Origin of the sequence: Streptomyces sp. WZ.A104 (genome assembly GCF_002382885.1) — a bacterium.
Lineage (GTDB): Bacteria > Actinomycetota > Actinomycetes > Streptomycetales > Streptomycetaceae > Streptomyces.
Genome location: NZ_NWVL01000001.1, coordinates 171,995 through 190,091, shown reverse-complemented (window position 1 = coordinate 190,091; position 18,097 = coordinate 171,995). Strand labels below are relative to the sequence as shown.

Annotated in this window: 17 protein-coding genes and 1 pseudogene; 4 read left to right on the top strand and 14 right to left on the bottom strand. The window is 70.8% G+C overall.

Translation table 11 applies throughout. The features are described from left to right. Nucleotides 1-80 precede the first annotated feature (80 nt). The 4 genes from CIB93_RS00845 to CIB93_RS00830 all read right to left on the bottom strand — a co-directional run bounded on the left by CIB93_RS00845 (nt 81) and on the right by CIB93_RS00830 (nt 4,710). On the bottom strand, nt 81-713 hold the full coding sequence (locus tag CIB93_RS00845; RefSeq protein WP_096622951.1) for a small secreted protein: 633 nt from the start codon (nt 711-713) through the stop codon (nt 81-83). A gap of 288 nt (nt 714-1,001) precedes the next feature. Then, on the bottom strand, nt 1,002-3,431 hold the full coding sequence (locus tag CIB93_RS00840) for a sodium-translocating pyrophosphatase (protein ID WP_096622949.1): 2,430 nt from the start codon (nt 3,429-3,431) through the stop codon (nt 1,002-1,004). Between the two features lie 255 nt (nt 3,432-3,686). After that, nucleotides 3,687-4,157 carry an ATP-binding protein gene (locus CIB93_RS00835; protein ID WP_096623047.1) on the bottom strand — a complete coding sequence of 157 codons (471 nt, stop codon included), beginning with the start codon at nt 4,155-4,157 and terminating at the stop codon, nt 3,687-3,689. Between the two features lie 199 nt (nt 4,158-4,356). After that, nucleotides 4,357-4,710 (bottom strand): STAS domain-containing protein, encoded by a 354-nt coding sequence (locus tag CIB93_RS00830; RefSeq protein WP_003967428.1) that lies wholly within the window; start codon nt 4,708-4,710, stop codon nt 4,357-4,359. Nucleotides 4,711-4,789: 79 nt separating this feature from the next. Between CIB93_RS00830 and CIB93_RS00825 the strand changes: the two genes are divergently transcribed. Continuing rightward, on the top strand, nt 4,790-7,273 hold the full coding sequence (locus tag CIB93_RS00825) for a DEAD/DEAH box helicase (protein ID WP_096622947.1): 2,484 nt from the start codon (nt 4,790-4,792) through the stop codon (nt 7,271-7,273). A gap of 133 nt (nt 7,274-7,406) precedes the next feature. Here CIB93_RS00825 and CIB93_RS00820 read toward each other — a convergent pair whose 3' ends face one another. Beyond that, complete coding sequence (locus CIB93_RS00820; protein ID WP_257001945.1) at nt 7,407-7,967, bottom strand: TlpA disulfide reductase family protein; 561 nt, start codon at nt 7,965-7,967, stop codon at nt 7,407-7,409. A 120-nt stretch (nt 7,968-8,087) separates the two neighbouring features. Further along, on the bottom strand, nt 8,088-8,594 hold the full coding sequence (locus CIB93_RS00815) for an RICIN domain-containing protein (RefSeq protein WP_096622945.1): 507 nt from the start codon (nt 8,592-8,594) through the stop codon (nt 8,088-8,090). 205 nt (nt 8,595-8,799) lie between these two features. Here CIB93_RS00815 and CIB93_RS00810 point away from each other — a divergent pair, with 205 nt between their 5' ends. Then, nucleotides 8,800-9,276 (top strand): DUF3515 family protein, encoded by a 477-nt coding sequence (locus tag CIB93_RS00810; protein WP_096622943.1) that lies wholly within the window; start codon nt 8,800-8,802, stop codon nt 9,274-9,276. A gap of 46 nt (nt 9,277-9,322) precedes the next feature. On the opposite strand, the gene CIB93_RS00805 is transcribed toward CIB93_RS00810, so the two are convergent. Beyond that, on the bottom strand, nt 9,323-9,670 hold the full coding sequence (locus CIB93_RS00805) for a helix-turn-helix transcriptional regulator (protein ID WP_096623043.1): 348 nt from the start codon (nt 9,668-9,670) through the stop codon (nt 9,323-9,325). Between the two features lie 372 nt (nt 9,671-10,042). Between CIB93_RS00805 and CIB93_RS00800 the strand changes: the two genes are divergently transcribed. Continuing rightward, nucleotides 10,043-11,257, top strand: a complete 1,215-nt coding sequence (locus CIB93_RS00800) for a hypothetical protein (protein WP_096622941.1) — start codon at nt 10,043-10,045, stop codon at nt 11,255-11,257. A 96-nt stretch (nt 11,258-11,353) separates the two neighbouring features. Then, entirely contained in the window at nt 11,354-11,815 is a 462-nt protein-coding gene (locus CIB93_RS00795) for a hypothetical protein (protein ID WP_096622939.1), read from the top strand. A 132-nt stretch (nt 11,816-11,947) separates the two neighbouring features. Here the strand turns inward: CIB93_RS00795 and CIB93_RS00790 are convergent. The 7 genes and pseudogenes from CIB93_RS00790 to ssd form a co-directional block, all read right to left on the bottom strand. Continuing rightward, nucleotides 11,948-12,190: pseudogene (locus CIB93_RS00790) on the bottom strand (Rv3654c family TadE-like protein); the annotation flags it as partial. A gap of 344 nt (nt 12,191-12,534) precedes the next feature. Further along, nucleotides 12,535-12,927 (bottom strand): TadE family type IV pilus minor pilin, encoded by a 393-nt coding sequence (locus CIB93_RS00785; protein ID WP_096622937.1) that lies wholly within the window; start codon nt 12,925-12,927, stop codon nt 12,535-12,537. A gap of 91 nt (nt 12,928-13,018) precedes the next feature. After that, nucleotides 13,019-13,285: a DUF4244 domain-containing protein gene (locus CIB93_RS00780; RefSeq protein ID WP_096622935.1), complete on the bottom strand. Its 267-nt coding sequence runs from the start codon at nt 13,283-13,285 to the stop codon at nt 13,019-13,021. 238 nt (nt 13,286-13,523) lie between these two features. Beyond that, the gene (locus tag CIB93_RS00775) at nt 13,524-14,381 is read right to left on the bottom strand and encodes a type II secretion system F family protein (RefSeq protein ID WP_096622933.1); all 858 of its coding nucleotides are present in this window, start codon (nt 14,379-14,381) and stop codon (nt 13,524-13,526) included. Next, the gene (locus CIB93_RS00770; RefSeq protein WP_257001944.1) at nt 14,378-15,319 is read right to left on the bottom strand and encodes a type II secretion system F family protein; all 942 of its coding nucleotides are present in this window, start codon (nt 15,317-15,319) and stop codon (nt 14,378-14,380) included. The genes CIB93_RS00775 and CIB93_RS00770 overlap by 4 nt, the downstream gene beginning before the upstream one ends. After that, complete coding sequence (locus tag CIB93_RS00765) at nt 15,316-16,464, bottom strand: TadA family conjugal transfer-associated ATPase (RefSeq protein ID WP_096622929.1); 1,149 nt, start codon at nt 16,462-16,464, stop codon at nt 15,316-15,318. The genes CIB93_RS00770 and CIB93_RS00765 overlap by 4 nt, the downstream gene beginning before the upstream one ends. Beyond that, nucleotides 16,461-17,597, bottom strand: coding sequence for a septum site-determining protein Ssd (gene ssd, locus CIB93_RS00760; RefSeq protein WP_096622927.1), 1,137 nt, complete (start codon nt 17,595-17,597; stop codon nt 16,461-16,463). The genes CIB93_RS00765 and ssd overlap by 4 nt, the downstream gene beginning before the upstream one ends. Between the last annotated feature and the right edge of the window lie 500 nt (nt 17,598-18,097).

Below are 18,097 nucleotides of genomic sequence, written 5' to 3'. Positions count from 1 at the left end.
CCACCCATTGTGTCCGGTCCCACTGACAACGGCAGCGGCCCGGACGCTCATCGAGTGTCCGGGCCGCCGCGGAACGCTGGCTACGACTTCTTGTCCGCGGACGCCGAGGCCTCCGGGGACGCGTCCGCGCCGGCGTCGGGCGCCCCGGAGCCCGAGGCTCCGGTCGAGGCCGTGGGCTTCTGGCAGCCCTTCTGCTTCGACATGGCGACCCCGACCTCACCGGACTGAAGCTTCTTCAGCGCCTGGTCACCGCTGGTGCTGATCTTGTTCAGCTCGTCGGCGATGCCCTTCAGGCCATCGGCGAACTTCGCCTGGTCCTTGGTGTCGAGGGCGTCGACCTGGGTCTTGAGGTCGGCGTACGCCTTGGAGGAGTCATTGAGCTCCTTGACGGCCTCCTTCTGCGTGGTCTCGCCGTCGTCGACCGGCGGCGGACCCGCCGAGTCCACGGCCGCGCCCAGCGACTTGTACGCCTGGGAGATCTGTTGGAAGGCGGCCGAGTCGGTCTTCTGGACATCGGCGGGCTTGCTGTTGTCCGCGGTCTGCTGCTGGATGGAGGCGTTGGCGTTGGCGATCTTCTGCAGCTGGGGCTGGACCTGGTCGCAGACCTTCTTGGCCCAGTCGTTCACCTTGTTGTCGCTGTCGTCGCTGCAACCCGACAGCGTCAGTACGAGTACCGCACCGCCGGACAGTGCGGCTGCAAGCTTCTTGTTCACCGGATTGGTCCCTTCCAAGGCTCTCGGCCCCGGAACTTACACGCCGAGGGGACGACAACCGGGTGACGGGCATCCGATGTGAACGCTTTTGAAGCCATTTGCACCAAGGAGAATGAGGGAGACGCCACTCGGCCCGAGATTCGGACACACGATCGGGAACGTACGGCACCGGGCGAGGACTCACGCGGGGGGGCGGGCGGCGCATCCGCCTGCGCCGCCCGCCCCCGCCCCGGCCAAACGCCACCCCACGTCACCCGGACGTGGGGCCGACGCGCCCGTCCGTGCCGCTCACGGGGCCGCCGCGGGGTCCGGGGCCGGGACCGAGGGGCCGCCATCGCCCGGAGCCTCGCCGTCGCCCACGGCGATGCCGCGCCGCTTGGAGACGTAGACCGCCCCGACGATGATCACGATGGCGACGGCGGCCACCACCGCCCGCACCCAGGGGCTCGCGTCCACTCCGTAGCTGAACTGCACGATCGCCGGAGCGATGAGCAGGGCGACCAGGTTCATCACCTTGAGGAGCGGGTTGATCGCCGGGCCCGCCGTGTCCTTGAACGGGTCGCCGACCGTGTCGCCGATGACGGTCGCGGCGTGGGCCTCGCTGCCCTTGCCGCCGTGGTGGCCGTCCTCGACGAGCTTCTTGGCGTTGTCCCAGGCGCCGCCGGAGTTGGCGAGGAACACCGCCATCAGCGTCCCGGTGCCGATGGCGCCCGCGAGGTACGAGCCGAGCGCGCCGACGCCGAGGCTGAACCCGACCGCGATCGGCGCCAGCACCGCGAGCAGTCCGGGCGTGGCCAGCTCGCGCAGGGCGTCCCGGGTGCAGATGTCGACGACGCGCCCGTACTCCGGCTTCTCCGAGTAGTCCATGATCCCGGGGTGCTCGCGGAACTGCCGCCGGACCTCGTAGACCACGGACCCGGCGGACCGGGAGACCGCGTTGATGGCGAGCCCGGAGAACAGGAAGACGACCGCGGCGCCCAGGACCAGGCCGACGAGGTTGTTGGGCTGCGAGATGTCCAGGCTCAGCCCCAGCTCGCCCGCTCCGGCCCCGACCTCCGCGACGGCCGTGGCGATGGCGTCGCGGTAGGAGCCGAAGAGCGCGGCCGCCGCGAGGACGGCGGTGGCGATGGCGATGCCCTTGGTGATGGCCTTGGTCGTGTTGCCCACCGCGTCCAGGTCGGTGAGCACCTGCGCCCCGGCCCCGGTGACGTCCCCGGACATCTCGGCGATGCCCTGGGCGTTGTCGGAGACCGGCCCGAAGGTGTCCATGGCGACGATGACCCCGACGGTGGTGAGGAGCCCGGTCCCGGCGAGGGCCACCGCGAAGAGCGCCAGCATGATCGACGTACCGCCCAGCAGGAACGCCCCGTAGACGCCGAGGCTGATCAGCAGCGCGGTGTAGACGGCCGACTCCAGGCCGATGGAGATGCCCGCGAGCACCACGGTGGCCGGTCCGGTCAGCGAGGACTTCCCGATGTCCTGGACGGGGCGGCGGTTGGTCTCGGTGAAGTAGCCGGTGAGCTGCTGGATGAGCGCGGCCAGCACGATGCCGATGGCGACCGCGACCAGGGCGAAGATCCTCGGGTCGCCACCGTGCCCGGTGATCGCCTCGTCGGTGACCCCGTCCAGTTCGGCGTACGAGGACGGCAGATAGGCGAAGGCGGCGACGGCCACCAGGGCGAGCGAGATCACCGCGGAGATGAAGAAGCCTCGGTTGATGGCGGTCATCCCGCTGCGGTCGGTGCGGCGCGGGGCGACCGCGAAGATCCCGATCATCGCGGTGACGACACCGATCGCCGGAACCATCAGAGGGAAGGCGAGTCCGGAGTCGCCGAACGCGGCGGTCCCGAGGATGAGCGCGGCGACGAGCGTGACGGCGTAGGACTCGAAGAGGTCGGCGGCCATGCCCGCGCAGTCACCGACGTTGTCGCCCACGTTGTCGGCGATGGTCGCGGCGTTGCGCGGGTCATCCTCCGGGATGCCCTGCTCGACCTTGCCGACGAGGTCGGCGCCCACGTCGGCGGCCTTCGTGAAGATCCCGCCACCGACCCTCATGAACATGGCGATCAGCGCCGCGCCGAGGCCGAAGCCCTCCAGCACCTTGGGCGCGTCGGCGGCGTAGACGAGCACCACGCAGGAGGCCCCGAGCAGGCCGAGCCCCACCGTGATCATTCCGACCACGCCACCGGTACGGAAAGCGATCTTCATCGCTTTGTGCGAGACGGCGGTGAGATCCTTTTCCGGTTCGCCTTCCGCGGGAGTCGCTTCCCGCGCGGCCGCGGCCACTCGCACATTGCTCCGTACGGCGAGCCGCATGCCGATGTATCCGGTCGCCGCCGAGAAAAGCGCACCTACCAGGAAGAACAGCGAACGCCCCGCACGTTGCGACCAGTTGTCGGCCGGCAGCAGGAACAACAGGAAGAACACGACGACGGAGAAAACGCCGACCGTGCGCAACTGCCGGGCCAGATAGGCGTTGGCGCCCTCCTGGACCGCCGCCGCGATCTCCTTCATGCGTTCGGTGCCCTCACCGGCGGCCAGGACCTGGCGTACGAGCAGTTGGGCGACGACCAGCGCGGCGACGGCGACGGCCGCCACCACGATGATGATCAGCCGGTTGTCGCCGGTGAGTACCGCCGCCGCGAGGGAGACGGGTCGGTCGGAAAATGCGGATTCTTGCGTCAGTGCTGCCATTGGGGTGGTGAGGAACTCCGCCATACGTCCTCCTTGACGCTCAGCGCTCAAGACGTGGACGGATTGTAGGGAGCGGAACCTGATCAAAACAGTGGGCAGGAAGAGAATTGATCGCTCTCCCCCCAACGCCGAAAGATCAACGGAGGGATCCTGCTCGAATGCAGTAATGGAGCAAGCGCATTACACGAAGAGACTCAAGAAAAAAGGCCCTGCTCAGCAGGGCCTCGGAAAACTGAACATCGCCTGCGGGTCTCCGCCGGGCAAAGGGCGTCGGGGCCCTCAGGGACGCGCCACCGCATCGGCCGTCGGCCAGCTCATGCGGATCACCCCGCCGGCCGCACCGGAGCGGACCTCCACATCGTCGACGAGGCCGCTGATGACCGCGAGGCCCATCTCGTCCTCGCCCTCAGCGTCGGTCTCGGGATCGGGCTCGTCCAGCCCCGCCCCGGACCCACCGGCGCCGTTGCGCGCTTTGGACGTTGCGGAATCGCTGCCGGGGCCGGGAACGCTGTCCCCGACCTCGATGGAGAACGCCTTCTCGTCCTCGGTCAGCGCGACGCTGACCGGCTCGGTGATGCCGTGGCTACGGTGCAGCCCCACGGCACGGCTGCACGCCTCGCCGACGGCGAGCCTGACCTCGTCGAGCACCGCCTCGTCGACGCCGGCCCGGCGCGCCACGGCGGCCGCCACCAGGCGGGCCGTCCTGACATGTTCAGGCTGGGCGCTGAAGCGGAGTTCAACGGTGGCCATGCCATCCCCCTCGAACGTTCGGGCGTACGCCTCAGGGGCCCCGGGCTTGTGGCCCGGCACCCCTGCTCTCCTCTTCCGGAAGCCGACAAGGCCGACAGCCGACCCGAAGGTCGACCGCCCGCCCGTCGCGGCCCATGCGCTGCCGCTGCCGGCCTGTTCGCTACCTGCCGACCGGCCCGGGGGCCGGTCCACTCCGACCTCAGTCGGTGGCGGCGACAGCCTCGTCGACCGTGGTGTGAATCGGGAACACCTTGGTCAGACCTGTGATCCGGAAGATCTTGAGAATGCGCTCCTGGTTGCAGACCAGGCGCAACGAGCCCTCATGGGCCCGGACACGCTTCAAGCCACCCACGAGCACGCCGAGGCCGGTGGAGTCGAGGAAGTCGACACCTTCCATGTCGACAACCAGGTGGTAGCTGCCGTCATTCACCAACTCGACCAACTGCTCGCGCAGCTTGGGCGCGGTATACACATCAATCTCGCCACCGACCTCGACGACCGTACGGTCGCCACCAGGGCCGGACACATTGCGAGTCGACAGGGACAGGTCCACGGATCCTCCAGCACCTTGCTATCGAGCGGTCGCCCCTCAGTCTCCCCGACGGAGGCCAGGGGACGGATCGCCAGCCGCGATGGCATTCAATCACTTACCAGCAGCCATGCACGACGCCTTGGGACCATTGTCCGTCACGCCAGTGACACACTCGGTGCCGATGGCCAAGAATCACCGTCCCGGACGACCACCCGAGAGTGGGGACTCGCGCCCCTCTCCCGCCATGATCCTCGACCGGCTCGCCACAGGGGCGGGCCGGGCCGCGCGCATCACTCATACGGAGCACCTGCCCCCACGATCGGGAACCCATGCCATCTGGCCGGATCGCATCCGGCCAGAAGTGATCTCGGCGATCGAAAAAGCCGGAATCGACCATCCGTGGGCGCATCAGGCGACCGCCGCCGAGCACGCGCTGGACGGCGAGTCCGCCGTGATCGCCACCGGCACGGCCTCCGGGAAGTCCCTCGCGTACCTCGCACCGGTCCTCAGTACCCTCCTGGACGGCTCCGAGGCCCCGAACGGCCGCGGCGCCACCGCCCTGTACCTCGCCCCCACCAAGGCCCTGGCAGCGGATCAGCGGCGCTCGGTGAAAGCCCTGGCGGCTCCGCTCGGCAATGCCGTCCGGCCCGCGGTCTACGACGGCGACACCCCGGTCGAGGAACGCGAGTGGGTGCGCCAGTACGCGAACTACGTCCTGACCAACCCCGACATGCTGCACCGCGGAATACTGCCCTCCCACCCCCGCTGGTCCTCCTTCCTGCGCGCCCTGCGGTACGTCGTGATCGACGAGTGCCACACCTACCGGGGCGTCTTCGGCTCGCACGTCGCCCAGGTCCTGCGCCGTCTGCGCCGCCTGTGTGCCCGCTACGGGGCAGATCCGGTCTTCCTCCTCGCCTCGGCCACCGCGGCGGACCCCGCGGTGGCCGCAGGGCGCCTCACAGGCCTGCCGGTCCGTGAGGTGTCCGACGACGCCTCCCCGCGCGGCGAGCTGGTCTTCGCCCTCTGGGAGCCCCCGCTGACCGACCTGCACGGCGAGAAAGGTGCCCCCGTACGCCGTACGGCGACGGCCGAGACCGCCGAGCTGCTCACCGACCTGACCGTCCAGGGCGTCCGCTCGGTCGCCTTCGTACGCTCCCGGCGCGGCGCCGAACTGATCTCGGTGATCGCCAAGGAGCGCCTCGCGGAGGTGGACCGCTCGCTGCCGAAGCGGATCGCCGCCTACCGGGGCGGTTACCTCCCCGAGGAGCGGCGGGCCCTGGAGAGGGCGCTGCACTCCGGCGAGCTGCTCGGACTGGCCGCCACCACCGCCCTGGAGCTCGGCATCGACGTCTCCGGCCTCGACGCGGTCGTCATCTCCGGCTACCCGGGCACCCGGGCCTCCCTCTGGCAGCAGGCGGGCCGCGCCGGCCGCTCGGGCCAGGGCGCCCTCGCCGTCCTGGTGGCCCGGGACGATCCGCTGGACACCTACCTGGTGCACCACCCCGAGGCGCTGTTCCAACAGCCCGTGGAGTCGACCGTGCTGGACCCGGACAACCCCTACGTCCTCGCCCCCCATCTGTGTGCGGCGGCCGCCGAACTGCCCCTCACCGAAACCGACATCGCGCTCTTCGGCCCCGCCGTGCCCGAACTGCTCCCGCAGCTGGAGGCGGCGAAGCTGCTGCGCAAGCGGGCGTCGGGCTGGCACTGGACGCGCCGCGAACGAGCCGTCGACCTCGCCGACATCCGGGGCGGGGGCGGCCGCCCCGTCCAGATCGTCGAGGAGGGCACCGGACGCCTGCTGGGCACCGTCGACGCGGCCGCCGCCCACACCGCCGTCCACGAGGGCGCCGTCCATCTCCACCAGGGCCGCACCCACCTGGTCCGGAAACTGGATCTGGAGGACTCCGTCGCCCTGGTAGAGCAGGCCGACCCGCCGTACTCCACCGTCGCCCGCGACACCACGGCCATCAGCGTCCTGGAGACCGACACCGAAGTCCCCTGGGGGCAGGGGCGGCTCTGTTACGGCTCCGTCGAGGTCACCAACCAGGTCGTCTCCTTCCTCCGTCGCAAACTCATCACCGGCGAGGTCCTGGGCGAGACCAAGCTCGACCTGCCGCCCCGGACCCTGCGCACCCGAGCCGTCTGGTGGACCGTCACCGAGGACCAGCTCGACGCAGCCCGGATCAACCCGGAGATCCTCGGCGGCGCCCTCCACGCCGCCGAACACGCCTCGATCGGCCTTCTGCCCCTCTTCGCCACCTGCGACCGGTGGGACATCGGCGGCGTATCGGTACCGCTCCACCCGGACACCCTGCTGCCGACGGTCTTCGTGTACGACGGCCACCCGGGCGGCGCCGGGTTCGCCGAGCGCGCCTTCCACACCGCCCGTACGTGGCTGACGGCGACCCGTGAAGCCATCGCCTCCTGCGAGTGCGAGGCGGGCTGCCCCTCCTGCATCCAGTCCCCCAAGTGCGGCAACGGCAACGACCCCCTGCACAAACGCGGCGCCGTACGCCTCCTCACCGAACTCCTCCGAGCAGCACCACCGGAGCCGTCGGCCGGACGGACTGACGGGCAGGCCTGACAGAGGCCTGGCAGAGGCCTGGCAGAGGCCTGGCAGAGGCCTGAGGGAAGACTGGCGGACAGGTCTGACGGGCAGGATTGGCAGCGAGGTCTGACGAGTCAGGCCGGGAGCAGCGGCCTGAGGGGGCAGCAGGTCAGGACGGGAGCAGCGGCCTGACGAGCCTCTTCAGCTCCGCTTCACTGATCGCCCCGATCCGTGCCGCCGCGATCCGCCCCTCCGGGTCGACGATGATCGTGAACGGATAGCCGGTGGTGTTGACGACGCCCTTCGGCAGCCGGAGAAGCTGCCGCCCCTGCGGGTCGTGCAGGCTCGGATAGACGAGCCCCGCGTCCCTCTCGAAGGAGCGCGCCGCCTCGACCGAAACGTCCGCGTTGACCCCCACCACCCGCAGGCCCTTGCCCTGCAACTCCTCGTGCACCCGGGAGAGTTCCGGAGCCTCCGCACGACACGGGCCGCACCACGACGCCCACGCGTTGACCACGACGACCTTGCCCCGCAGCCCCTTCAGGCTGACCTGCCCATCGCCACCCACACGCTCACCGGAAAGCTCGGGCATCGCGACCCGGTCGGCGGGGGCATAGGACTTGAGCGGCCCGGGCCTGCGGACGTCGTCCGCGGGCGGCGGAGATGTCGAGCAGCCCGCCAGCGCAGCGAGCAGAAGGGCCGCCGCAATTGAGGCTCTTAGCGTCTTCACACTCGTCGATGATGCCACCGCCTCCCGCATGGCCTGCACGCGGGAGGGGCTGAATACACCGGTCCGGACCCGGGAGAAGTCCGAGCCCCGGACGGAAAAGGGGGCGTCCGGGCATTTCCGTCAGGACAGGCCCCATTCCTGGCGCCCGCGGGCCTTGTTCGATCCGCTGCTCTTCTCCAGATACGGGTGTGAGCCCGCCTTCGTGGACTTCGAGGCGATGACCTTGCCCTTCGACTTGCTGTAGATCTTCGAGCCGCTGAGCGCCCACTGGTGGCTCTTCTTCGCCGAGTTGCAGGTGCTCTGCACCAGACGGCTCTTGGCGCCGACGACCAGGCACTTCCCGGACTTGTCGTTCTTGATGGTGAACACCGACTTGTTCTTGGAAACTCGCTTCAGTGTCCACCTCTGCGTCTTGTAGGCCTTGGCGCACTTGGCCAGGACCAGTCGCGCGTTGTTCTTCCTGCTGCCACCCATCGACAGGCAGTTGCCCGGCGCCCACACTCGCTCCAGCCGGGTGTGCGTGTACGGGTTCTTCGCCTGCGGAGCCGCCTGGGCAGGCGTCGAAAGCAGCGGCAACGACCCTGCGGCGACTGCGGCCAGTACGAGCGAACCGGTTGCTTTGTACATCGAGGTCCCCCTCCACGAGGAAACAAAAGGCTGAGCGCCCGAACCTAGAAGTGAACCCCTCTGTCCACCACGTCTCTTGGGGAGGTGTCCAAAGGGGCATTGCCCCAATGGGCAATACGCGCGCCCCTCATTCCCTCCGCTTCACCCCATGCCATAACGTGTCGCCCGACCATCTCCCTCTCGCCGGGAAGACGAACCGTTGAGCATGCCCAGCAAACGCACAACCCTTCCTCTGGCGGCTGCAGTCGTGGCCGTCGCCGCCGCGCTTGCGTTCGTCGTGACCAAGGAGCCCCACTACGACATCCGGCCGGGCGCCGAAGCCGGCAACCCCCAGTGCGAGCGCATCACGGAAAGCGCTCCAGGCAAGCTGGCAGGGCACGCACACCACGCCACCGAGTTGCCCGGAGTCGCCGTCTGGGGAGACAGCGACATCGTTCTTCGCTGCGGCGTACCCGAACTCGGCCCCACCACAGACCCCTGCTTCGCAGCCGACGGCGTCGACTGGGTCATCGACAGCGCGAGGTCAACCGACACCAGCAAGGTGATCACCACCTACGGCCGCACCCCGGCCACCGAGGTCACCGTCACCCAGTCCCTCAAGGCGCCCGACGAGGTGCTCGTCGAGCTCTCGGCCCTGATCTCGCCGATCGAGCAGACCGCGCAGTGCGTTCAGCCGGACTGATCAGCCTTGCGCCCGCACCTGGCACGGCGCGGGCGCAAGACCCTCATCACGCGGCGGCATGCCCCCGATGGCGGCCGGAAACCTTCGCCGGGTGCCGCGTGCACGACGGATCGGAACACAGCACGTCATGCGCCAGAGCCGACACGATCGCGGCCTGCGTCCGCGTCTCCTGCCCGATCTTGCCCACGATGCTCGCTATATGCGCCTTCACCGTTCGCTCCGCGATACCCAGCTCCTGAGCCAACTGTCTGTTGCCCAGGCCCATACCGAGCAGCAGAAGGACTTCCTTCTCCCGGCCGGTAAGGCTCTCCAACCGCCATGCAGCGCTCCTGGGATCGCGCCCCGTGCGCAGGTATGGACAGGTCGCGTCTCCCGCCTCGGACCGTGTGGTCATTCCGGTCCTTCCTGATCCCCGCCCCTTCCAGCAGACCCCCGTGGCCTGGTGGCAACAGAGACCAGCTATCAGCGTACCGCTCCCTCTGACGCGGACACGGTCAACACAAAGTCCATAAGTCCGGTTCACATACGCCGCATTGACCTTTCGGGAGGGTCCCTTTCGGGCCATGCCTGAAGGGACAATGTCACCCAACCATCCATCCCCATAACCTCGTTGAGGATCACGCGCCGCCAGAACCACGGGGTTCAGGGCAGGCCGGCCACTGCCCCCGGGGATCGCTGCCACGTGTGCAACTCGCCTTCCCCGTATGGCGGCCGAAGCGGCCAGGCGCGCGGCATCCACCTGACACGAGAGGAAGATCACCCTCCTATGCCCATACAGGCACGGCTCCGCACCGGCATCCTCACGGCCACCGGAGCGTCCCTCCTCATCGGCAGCCTCACCGCCGCAGCACCCGCCCCGGTCCAGCCGAGGGCTGCCGCCTCTTCCACCGAAGCCGCCTTCGTCCTCGACGCCGACAGCGGAAAGTTCGGTGCCACGAGGGTCCTTCGGAGCGCACAGAGCAGCAGCATCCAGACCGTCAAGAACTACGTCGGCACCGCCACCGATACCCAGGTTCTCGCCCTCGGCAGCCAGCGTGCGGTCGCCGACAACACCCTCGCCTCCTCTCCCAACAAGGCGGAACGCGCCGCCTGGGCCGCCTCGTCCACGTTCGTCGACCTGTCCTGGCCGGATCTCGGCGCCACCCGTTACACGGTGTACCGCGACGGCACCGAGATCGGTGAGGCGACCGGTCACAGCCTCCGTGACACCGCCGTCACCCCGGGCTCCGAGGTCTCGTACACCGTCGTCGGGGAGACCAAGGGAGGCGTCGGCCACACCTGGGGGCTGAACGCCACCGTGCCCACCGACGACGACCCCGCCACGCTCGCCGCCACCGCGCGGCAGATCGAGGCCAAGGCGAAGAAGTACACCAAGACCACCGTGGTCTGGCGGTCTTTCATCCGTCAGAAGTGGGCCACCGTGCCGAAGAAGCTCGGCTCGGTCTCCGGCTGCAAGTACACCTCCGGTTACAAGTACGCCGGAGACAACCGCGGATACTCCAAGAAGATCACCGGGCCCCGCTTCCGGGCCGGGGTCCGGGGTGTCATCCACTGGAACAAGTCCTCGTACGACCTGTTCCCCAAGACGGGATGGACCAAGGTCTACAAGGCCAAGTCCGGGAAGTTCGTTGCCAAGCGCAAGGCCAGCACGAAGAAGATCGACTTCCGTGCGATGACGAAGCACAACGGAAAGACCCGTGCCGTACGCGGCACGATCGAGGCCACCGACCCGTTCTGCCCCTCGTCCGGGCCCCGCCGAGCCGGGGTCGGGGCCACCTTCGACATGCGCCTGGCCCGCAACGGCGACTTCTACGCCACCGGCAAGTACCGCAAGGCGCCGGATCACGAGCTGTACCTGTTCGGCCACCGAGGGAAGAAGCACTCCACCAAGGTCGTGCACCGGTCGAAGGGTGGCAGCCTTCTGTGCCTGTCCCAGCCGATGTGCGAGCGCGGCACCATCGGAAACAGCGGTGGTTACTGACCCCACCCACCCACCCCACAACCACAGCGGAAGGCCCCGGTGGGACGATGAAGCGGGACAGGACGCCACCCGGCGTCCCGTTCGAAAGGGGTAGACATGACTGTCACATGGCGCGGCGCTCTCTCGTACGCGCTGACCGTAACCGTCGTGTCCTGGCTGGTCGGCCTGGGCGTCGAACTCGCACTGCTGGTCCTCTCCGACGGGCACGACGACTGGAGCGCCGGGAGAGCGGCGGACCCCTGGGAGCTGGTCTTCCCGGTCGCCGCCGTCGTGGCTCTGACCGCCGCCCGCCGCTTCCTGCAGCCCCTTCCGCGCTGGCGTGTGATCGTGACCGACGGACTCCTCTACACAGCTGTCCTGTTGCTGTGTGGAGGAATCACCGCCTGGGCCACCGGGGACGAAGCACCGGTCGACAGCGCGTTCGTGACCGGCATCTTCGCTCTCTTCAGCCTCCAGCTCCCCGCGGCGTGGGGGCTGTCGGGCTGGCGCTCGGGGAACCTGGAGGTCGTGGTCGCACCGGCGCTCACGGCGGAGCAGCCGAGCCGTCCCACCAGCTGACGCCTTGAGAAGGCTCGCGGCCGAATCGACCCGGCCGAACCTGCCGACCACCACCGCGTCGAGAGCAACTGGAGGGCCGGCCCGGGCCCGGACAGCGGGCCTGTAGGGCCCGAAGCTCGACCGGGCGACCACATCGGCGATTTCCCCGTGCACCGCGCAGCGGACGAGCACAGCGTGCTGCGCCAGGGCCACCCTCCGGGCCGCCCCGCAGGCGACCTCCGCCCCCTCCAGCGCCCGATCCGCAGCGGCGAGGGCCGCCAAATCCGCTGCGCCGCCCGCCTGGTGACGTGCGGCCACGGCCTGCCCCAGGGCGAGAACCAGTGCGAACACCGTGCACAGGGTCGCCGTGGTCACAGCCACCCACACCGTCGCCATCCCTCGATCCATCCTCTGCGACCGCACCCCACCCGGCCACCCGCCCCGGGGCTTCGTCCAATGCCGGACCAGGGGCGGGAACCGGGCCCCCCGAAGCGGAGCGTGGAGCCGAAGCGGGTCCCGACTCCGAAGCCTGAACCCGCACGGGTGCCGGCACGGGAGCGGGTCCCGGCGTCGGCACCGGTCGCGGGCCCGGCCCAGACCCAAGCCGCGGTCCCGGGCGTCATCGCGGTCCCGGGCGTCGTCGCGGTCCCGATCCTGGGCCAGGATCCGGCCAGTGCCCCGGCCCCGGGCCTTGCTCCGGCGGCGCAGACTCCGCCCCCGGACCTTGACGTACGCCGTCTTCATGGCCCAGCGCTCCCCACCATGTCCTCGGCCAGGGCTGCCGCCTCGGCACGCAGCGTGAGAGCCAACGCGCCCGGGCCCGGGGTCGGCGCCTCCACCCGGACGCGCCACAGGTCCCCCGCCCTCACCACCTCGACGCGGGCTCCGCCGGGCGCAGCGTCCCGCGCGGCTGCCAGCACCGCCGCCTCCGGCTCCGAACGTGCCGCGGCCCGCGCCCCCGCCCGCGCCGCGTCCACGCACCGGATCTGGTCCGAGGCCGCCACCAGCGCCCAGAGCAGCGCCAAGGCGAAGGCCACCAGCACCGGGATCACCACGGCCGCCTCAGCGGTCACCGCCCCACGATCCCGGCGCCTGGAGCAGATCAGGCTCCGAACCACACTCCTGTCGCACATCCGTTCCGGGCTCCGCCGCCCGGCAGCCTTTCGCCCCTCGCACCGGTGCCGTTCGCGGGCGGCGGCCCCCCGCCCGCATCCGGCCCCGCCCTCAGAACTTCGCATCGAGCGCGTCCTCGACCAGGGACTGCATGGCCGACAGCACCGGCCCGCTGTTGACCACCTTGTAGAGCACCGCGGCGAAGGCGCATGCCGCGATGGTCCCCACCGCGTATTCGGATGTGGTCATCCCGCGATCCGACCGGCCGAGCCGCCCCGACCACCGTGCGGTCCACTTGGTCTGCCGGTCCGACAGCCACATCGACGGCCGCGTTCGGCACAGTGCGCCGACGGCCCGGTCCCAGAACTTCGTTTCCATTTCATCCCCCGATGAGCATCGATATCGAGTGGGCGCCCGAACGGAACACCCATGAGTGACGGCTGAGCTGACAAGCCGAGGCTTCGCTGGTGGCAACCGAGTCGCGGCCCGAGCCACGCGCTGGCCCACCGACCTCCCGCAACCTCCCGGACCACCGGCCCCGAAGGCCCGTGGGCCCTGCTGGCCCTGTGGGCCCCACCGGCCCCGAAGGCCCGCGGAGCGACCGAGCCGGATCTCCCTAACCGGCCCCGAGCAGTCCACCTGCCAGCCCGATGATCACCGGTGCCACCCCGACCGCCAGGAAGGCCGGGAGGAAGCAGAGCCCGACCGGTGCGGTGATCAGCACCCCGGCCCGTTGTGCCCGGGCCACGGCCGCATCGGCCCGCTCGGCCCGCATCGCCCTGGCGAGTGCGGCGACCGGCTCAGCGGCCGGTGCACCTGTCGATCCGGCCCGGTGCAGACAGCGGGCCAGCGAACCCGCACCCGGTATCTCCCCGAGGCGGCTCCACGCCTCGGCCGGTTCGCCGCCGAGGCGGATCTCGGCGGCGGTACGGGCGAGCCCGTCGCCGACCGGGCCGCCGATGGATTCGCCGACCGCCTCCGCCGCCTCCCGGGGCCCTGCCCCGACAGCGATACAGGCCGCCAGCAGATCCGCGGCGAGCGGAAGCTGCCCGGCGATCACGGCTTGCTCCTGGTGAGCCCGGCCCGAACGTTGCCGGGTCCGGCTCCGCTGCCAACGCCACATCCCGTACGCCGCAGCCAAACCGACAGCGCATCCCCTCGCACCACCCACCAGGATCCATCCAGTCAGCCAGACCCCGGCAGGCGCCGCCCACCGCCCTGCAACGCCGCCGACCCCGACACCCCCAGCACTCCCGGCGGAACCGTCCCCGCCGCTCGTCCTGATCCATGCGGTCACCCGGCTACACCACCCGGCTCGTGCGCCCGGGACCGTCCCCAGCAGCAACGCGCCCCGCCCGCGAACAGCTCGCTCCCGGCGCCCGACGGCCCACACAAGCCCCGATAGCACTGCCGCACCGAACGCTGCCGCCGCCATCCCCAGGCTGTGGAGAACTTCCCCGCCCATCACACTCACGTCGCCTCCCCTCCGCGTACGATCCGGCAGGCCCAGAACAGTCCGGCCGCCTCCAGGAAGCCGCCCACTGCCAGGCAGAACAGTCCGCCCGGGGAGTGCAGCAGCACGCGCAGGGGCTCGGCTCCGAGCGCTGCTCCCAGCCCCAGGCCCGCGACCGGGAGCAGCGCCAGGACCACGACGGTCGACCAGGCTCCCGCCAGCTGGGCCCGCAGGGCTTCCCGTTGACGCCGGTCCTCCCGCAACGCCGTCTCCAAGCGGTCTAGCCCGGCCGCCAGCCCCGCCCCGCCGTCGACGGCCACCCGCCAGCACGCAGCCATCCCGGACAGCCCTTCAAGCCCCGCCCCTTCCGCCGCCTGCCGCAGCGCCCTCGGCACATCACCCCCGAACCGCGCCGCCGCCAGCACCGCGGCCTCCGCATCCCCCAGCCACGCACCGGGGCGGGCACTCACCGACGCACCTCCGTCCGCCACCCGGTCGCGGCCCGCCGCCTCGCAGTCGCGCAACGCGGCCAGCAACGCCTGCCCCGGCTCCTGACCGGCACGAAGCTCCCCGACCACGGCTCCGCACAACGACGCCACCGCGTCCGCCCTGCGCTCCCTCTCCCTCCGTCCGGCCCGACCGCGCAACCACCGCCGCACCAACGGAACCGCCACGGCTCCAGCGACCAAGGGCAGCACCGAGCCGCCCAGCACAGCGAGCAGCACCGCGATCGGAACGCACCACCACTCCCGACGCCGACCGGTCAACTCCCGCAGCCGATCCCAAGCCTTGGGCAGCCCCGGCCACCGGCTCCACGACCGAAGCGGCTCGGGCCGAACGCCCACGAACAGCACCCGCGCCCGCCGGGCCCCCGGGTCCCGCATCATGGTGAGCCACACCGCAGAACCGGCGCAGAGGGCCGCGATGTGGGTCGCCTGTACCGACGTTCCCCCTGTCACAGCACACCTCCGACCAGCGACCGCAGCCGTTCCCATCCCCGCTCCGGAACGAAGCCGTCGATGCCCCAGGCCAGTGCGGGGACCGTGACGACCAGCCCCGCCTCATCCCGGTCCAGAACGTGCACCTCGGCGATCCGCCGTTGCCCCGAGCGGTCCCGCACGAGGTGTACGACCACCGAGAGCGCGGCCGCCAACTGGCTGTGGAGGGCGACCCGGTCGAGACCGGCCGCGGTCCCAAGCGCCTCCAGTCGGGCCGGAACGTGCTCGGCCGCGTTCGCGTGGACCGTGCCGCATCCGCCTTCGTGGCCGGTGTTCAGGGCCGCCAGGAGTTCGAGAACTTCGACGCCCCGCACCTCGCCGACCACCAGCCGGTCGGGGCGCATGCGCAGCGCCTGCCGCACCAGGTCCCGCAGTGTCACCTTCCCTGCCCCTTCCTGGTTGGCGGGGCGGGACTCCAGGCGGACCACATGTGGGTGGTCCGGCCGCAGTTCGGCGGAGTCCTCGGCGAGCACGATCCGCTCGTCCGCCCCGACCGCACCCAGCAGACTGGCGAGGAGAGTCGTCTTGCCCGCCCCCGTGCCTCCGCTGATCAGATACGAGAGCCGGGCTTCGACCAAGCACCGCAGAATCCGGTCGCCGCCCGGCGGGACCGTGCCCGCCTCCACCAACTCCGCGAGCGAGAAGGCCCGCGGCCGCACCACCCGCAGGGAGAGGCAGGTCGAGCCGACCGACACCGGAGGCAGCACGGCATGCATCCGGGTGCCGTCCGGCAACCGTGCGTCCACCCACGGCCGCGCGTCGTCCAGTCGCCGGCCCGCCACCGCGGCGAGGCGCTGAGCCAGTCGCCGCACCGCCGCCGCGTCCGGGAAGGTGACACCCGTCAGCTGGAGCCCGCCGCCCCGGTCCACCCACACCCGGTCCGGCGCGGAGACCAGCACATCGGTCACCGCCGGGTCCGCGAGCAGGGGTTCCAGCACTCCCGTGCCAACGAGTTCGCCCCGCAGCTCCGCCGCCGCCCCCAGCACCTCGGCATCGCCCAGCAGCCGCCCCTGGGCCCGCAGAGCGGCCGCCACTCCGGCCGGGGTGGGAGCGGTACCACTGCGCGCCAACCGCTGCCGTACGGCGTCGAGCAGCGCGTCGGTCATGGCGCGCCTCCCCCGGCCGGACCCGTCGCGGCGCCGGTGTCTCCTGCGGCCGCCGCCTGCTGCCAGAAGGCCGCGCAGAAGCGGGCCAGCGGGCCGCGGGCGTTGCCACCGGGCGGGGTGCCGCTGCCCTGGGAGGCCAGAAGCCCTGACTCCAGGGGCAGTTCGCCGATGAGCGGGAGCCCGATGGCCTGGGCCACCCACTGCTCGTCCAGGCCTGCCGCATACGGTCCGCGGGGCACGACGCGCAGGTCGTCCAGCACTATTCCGGCCAGGGAGGCCACGCGTTTGGCGGCTGCGACGGCTCGCAGTTCGCCCGGGACCACGAGCAGACCGAGATCGAGCTGAGCCAGGGCTTCCGCGACGCCCTCGTCGACCCGGCGCGGCAGATCCACGACCACCACGCCGCCGAGCCGACGGGCGGCGGCCAGCACCGCTCGCATGGCCTGCGGCGGGATCACCACCTCGTCGTCACGGCCCCAGCTCAGCACCCGCAGCCCGTGGAGAGCGGGCAGCGAGTCCTCCAGGGCTCCCCCGCCGAGGCGCCCCTTCGAATGGGCGAAATCCGGCCACCGCATACCTTCGGCGCGCTCCCCGCCGAGCAGGACGTCGATTCCTCCGCCCAAGGGGTCGGCGTCGATCAGCATCGTGCGCCGCCCCGATCGGGCCGCACTCACCGCGAGGGCGCAGGCCAGCGTGGACGCGCCGGAGCCGCCCCGTCCGCCCATCACGCCGACCGTGAGCGCGGGCTTCCCCACCCCTTCGGCCGCATTGGCGATCTGGTCGACGAGCCAGCCCTCGGAGTCGGGCAGCCGCAGCACGTATTCGGCCCCGATCTCCACCGCACGCCGCCACACGTCCGGGTCGTCCTGGTCCCGCCCGACCAGCATCACGCCCCGCCTGCGGCCGGCGCCCCGGCATCGCACGGCGGCGTCTTCCCCCACCAGAACCATCGGAGCCCGCTCCCAGCCGCCCCGTCGCCCGGGCGGCCCGTGGTGGACTTCCGGCTCGGCCCCCGCTGCCGCGCACAGCCGCAGCAGGTCGTCGAGCAACTCCACGTCTTCCGTCACGATCAGCGGGCCTCCACGCCGCCCTTCGGCGATCGCCACCCCTTCTTCAGCCAGGGATCCAGCCACGATCTCCGCCCCCTTCTCACTGCCCCTTCAGTACGGTTCGCGGCGATCTCGGAACGTTTCCGAGATGCGCGATTCCGGCACCCGCGGACTTCGCGGGTGGAATCAACGTGCAGCACAACGGAAAAACGTGTGGATCTTGCTGAAAAACTGTGGACAACTTCGACCTTGTGAATATCTCCGTCACCCATACCAGCGACTTCCGGAGAGCAGCCCGCCCGTTACACACTGTGACAAGACGAGGCGCGCATCGACGGCTCGCACGATCAGGCCGATGACGGCCGACTGGGAGGCTGAAGTGGATCTCGCCCGTGAAAATGCGTCCGGACATGCGACGACCCCCGCCGGGGGGGAGAGCGGGGGTCGTCTCCACGGCCGACTCGGGGGGGGGGGAGGGCGGGGGTCGTCCCCACGGCCGCCTCGGGGGGGGGGGAGGAGTCGGACCGGGTTAGCACGGTCGCGAACGATCCGTGACTTCCATGGTGTACCCGAGGGCCTTCTCA

Bases quoted from the DNA above. Each gene is read 5' to 3' on its own strand.
- CIB93_RS00840 (WP_096622949.1), bottom strand. From the start codon at position 3,431: ATGGCGGAGTTCCTCACCACCCCAATGGCAGCACTGACGCAAGAATCC.
- CIB93_RS00835 (WP_096623047.1), bottom strand. From the start codon at position 4,157: ATGGCCACCGTTGAACTCCGCTTCAGCGCCCAGCCTGAACATGTCAGG.
- CIB93_RS00825 (WP_096622947.1), top strand. From the start codon at position 4,790: ATGGCATTCAATCACTTACCAGCAGCCATGCACGACGCCTTGGGACCA.
- CIB93_RS00815 (WP_096622945.1), bottom strand. From the start codon at position 8,594: ATGTACAAAGCAACCGGTTCGCTCGTACTGGCCGCAGTCGCCGCAGGG.
- CIB93_RS00810 (WP_096622943.1), top strand. From the start codon at position 8,800: ATGCCCAGCAAACGCACAACCCTTCCTCTGGCGGCTGCAGTCGTGGCC.
- CIB93_RS00805 (WP_096623043.1), bottom strand. From the start codon at position 9,670: ATGACCACACGGTCCGAGGCGGGAGACGCGACCTGTCCATACCTGCGC.
- CIB93_RS00800 (WP_096622941.1), top strand. From the start codon at position 10,043: ATGCCCATACAGGCACGGCTCCGCACCGGCATCCTCACGGCCACCGGA.
- CIB93_RS00795 (WP_096622939.1), top strand. From the start codon at position 11,354: ATGACTGTCACATGGCGCGGCGCTCTCTCGTACGCGCTGACCGTAACC.
- CIB93_RS00785 (WP_096622937.1), bottom strand. From the start codon at position 12,927: ATGTGCGACAGGAGTGTGGTTCGGAGCCTGATCTGCTCCAGGCGCCGG.
- CIB93_RS00780 (WP_096622935.1), bottom strand. From the start codon at position 13,285: ATGGAAACGAAGTTCTGGGACCGGGCCGTCGGCGCACTGTGCCGAACG.
- CIB93_RS00765 (WP_096622929.1), bottom strand. From the start codon at position 16,464: ATGACCGACGCGCTGCTCGACGCCGTACGGCAGCGGTTGGCGCGCAGT.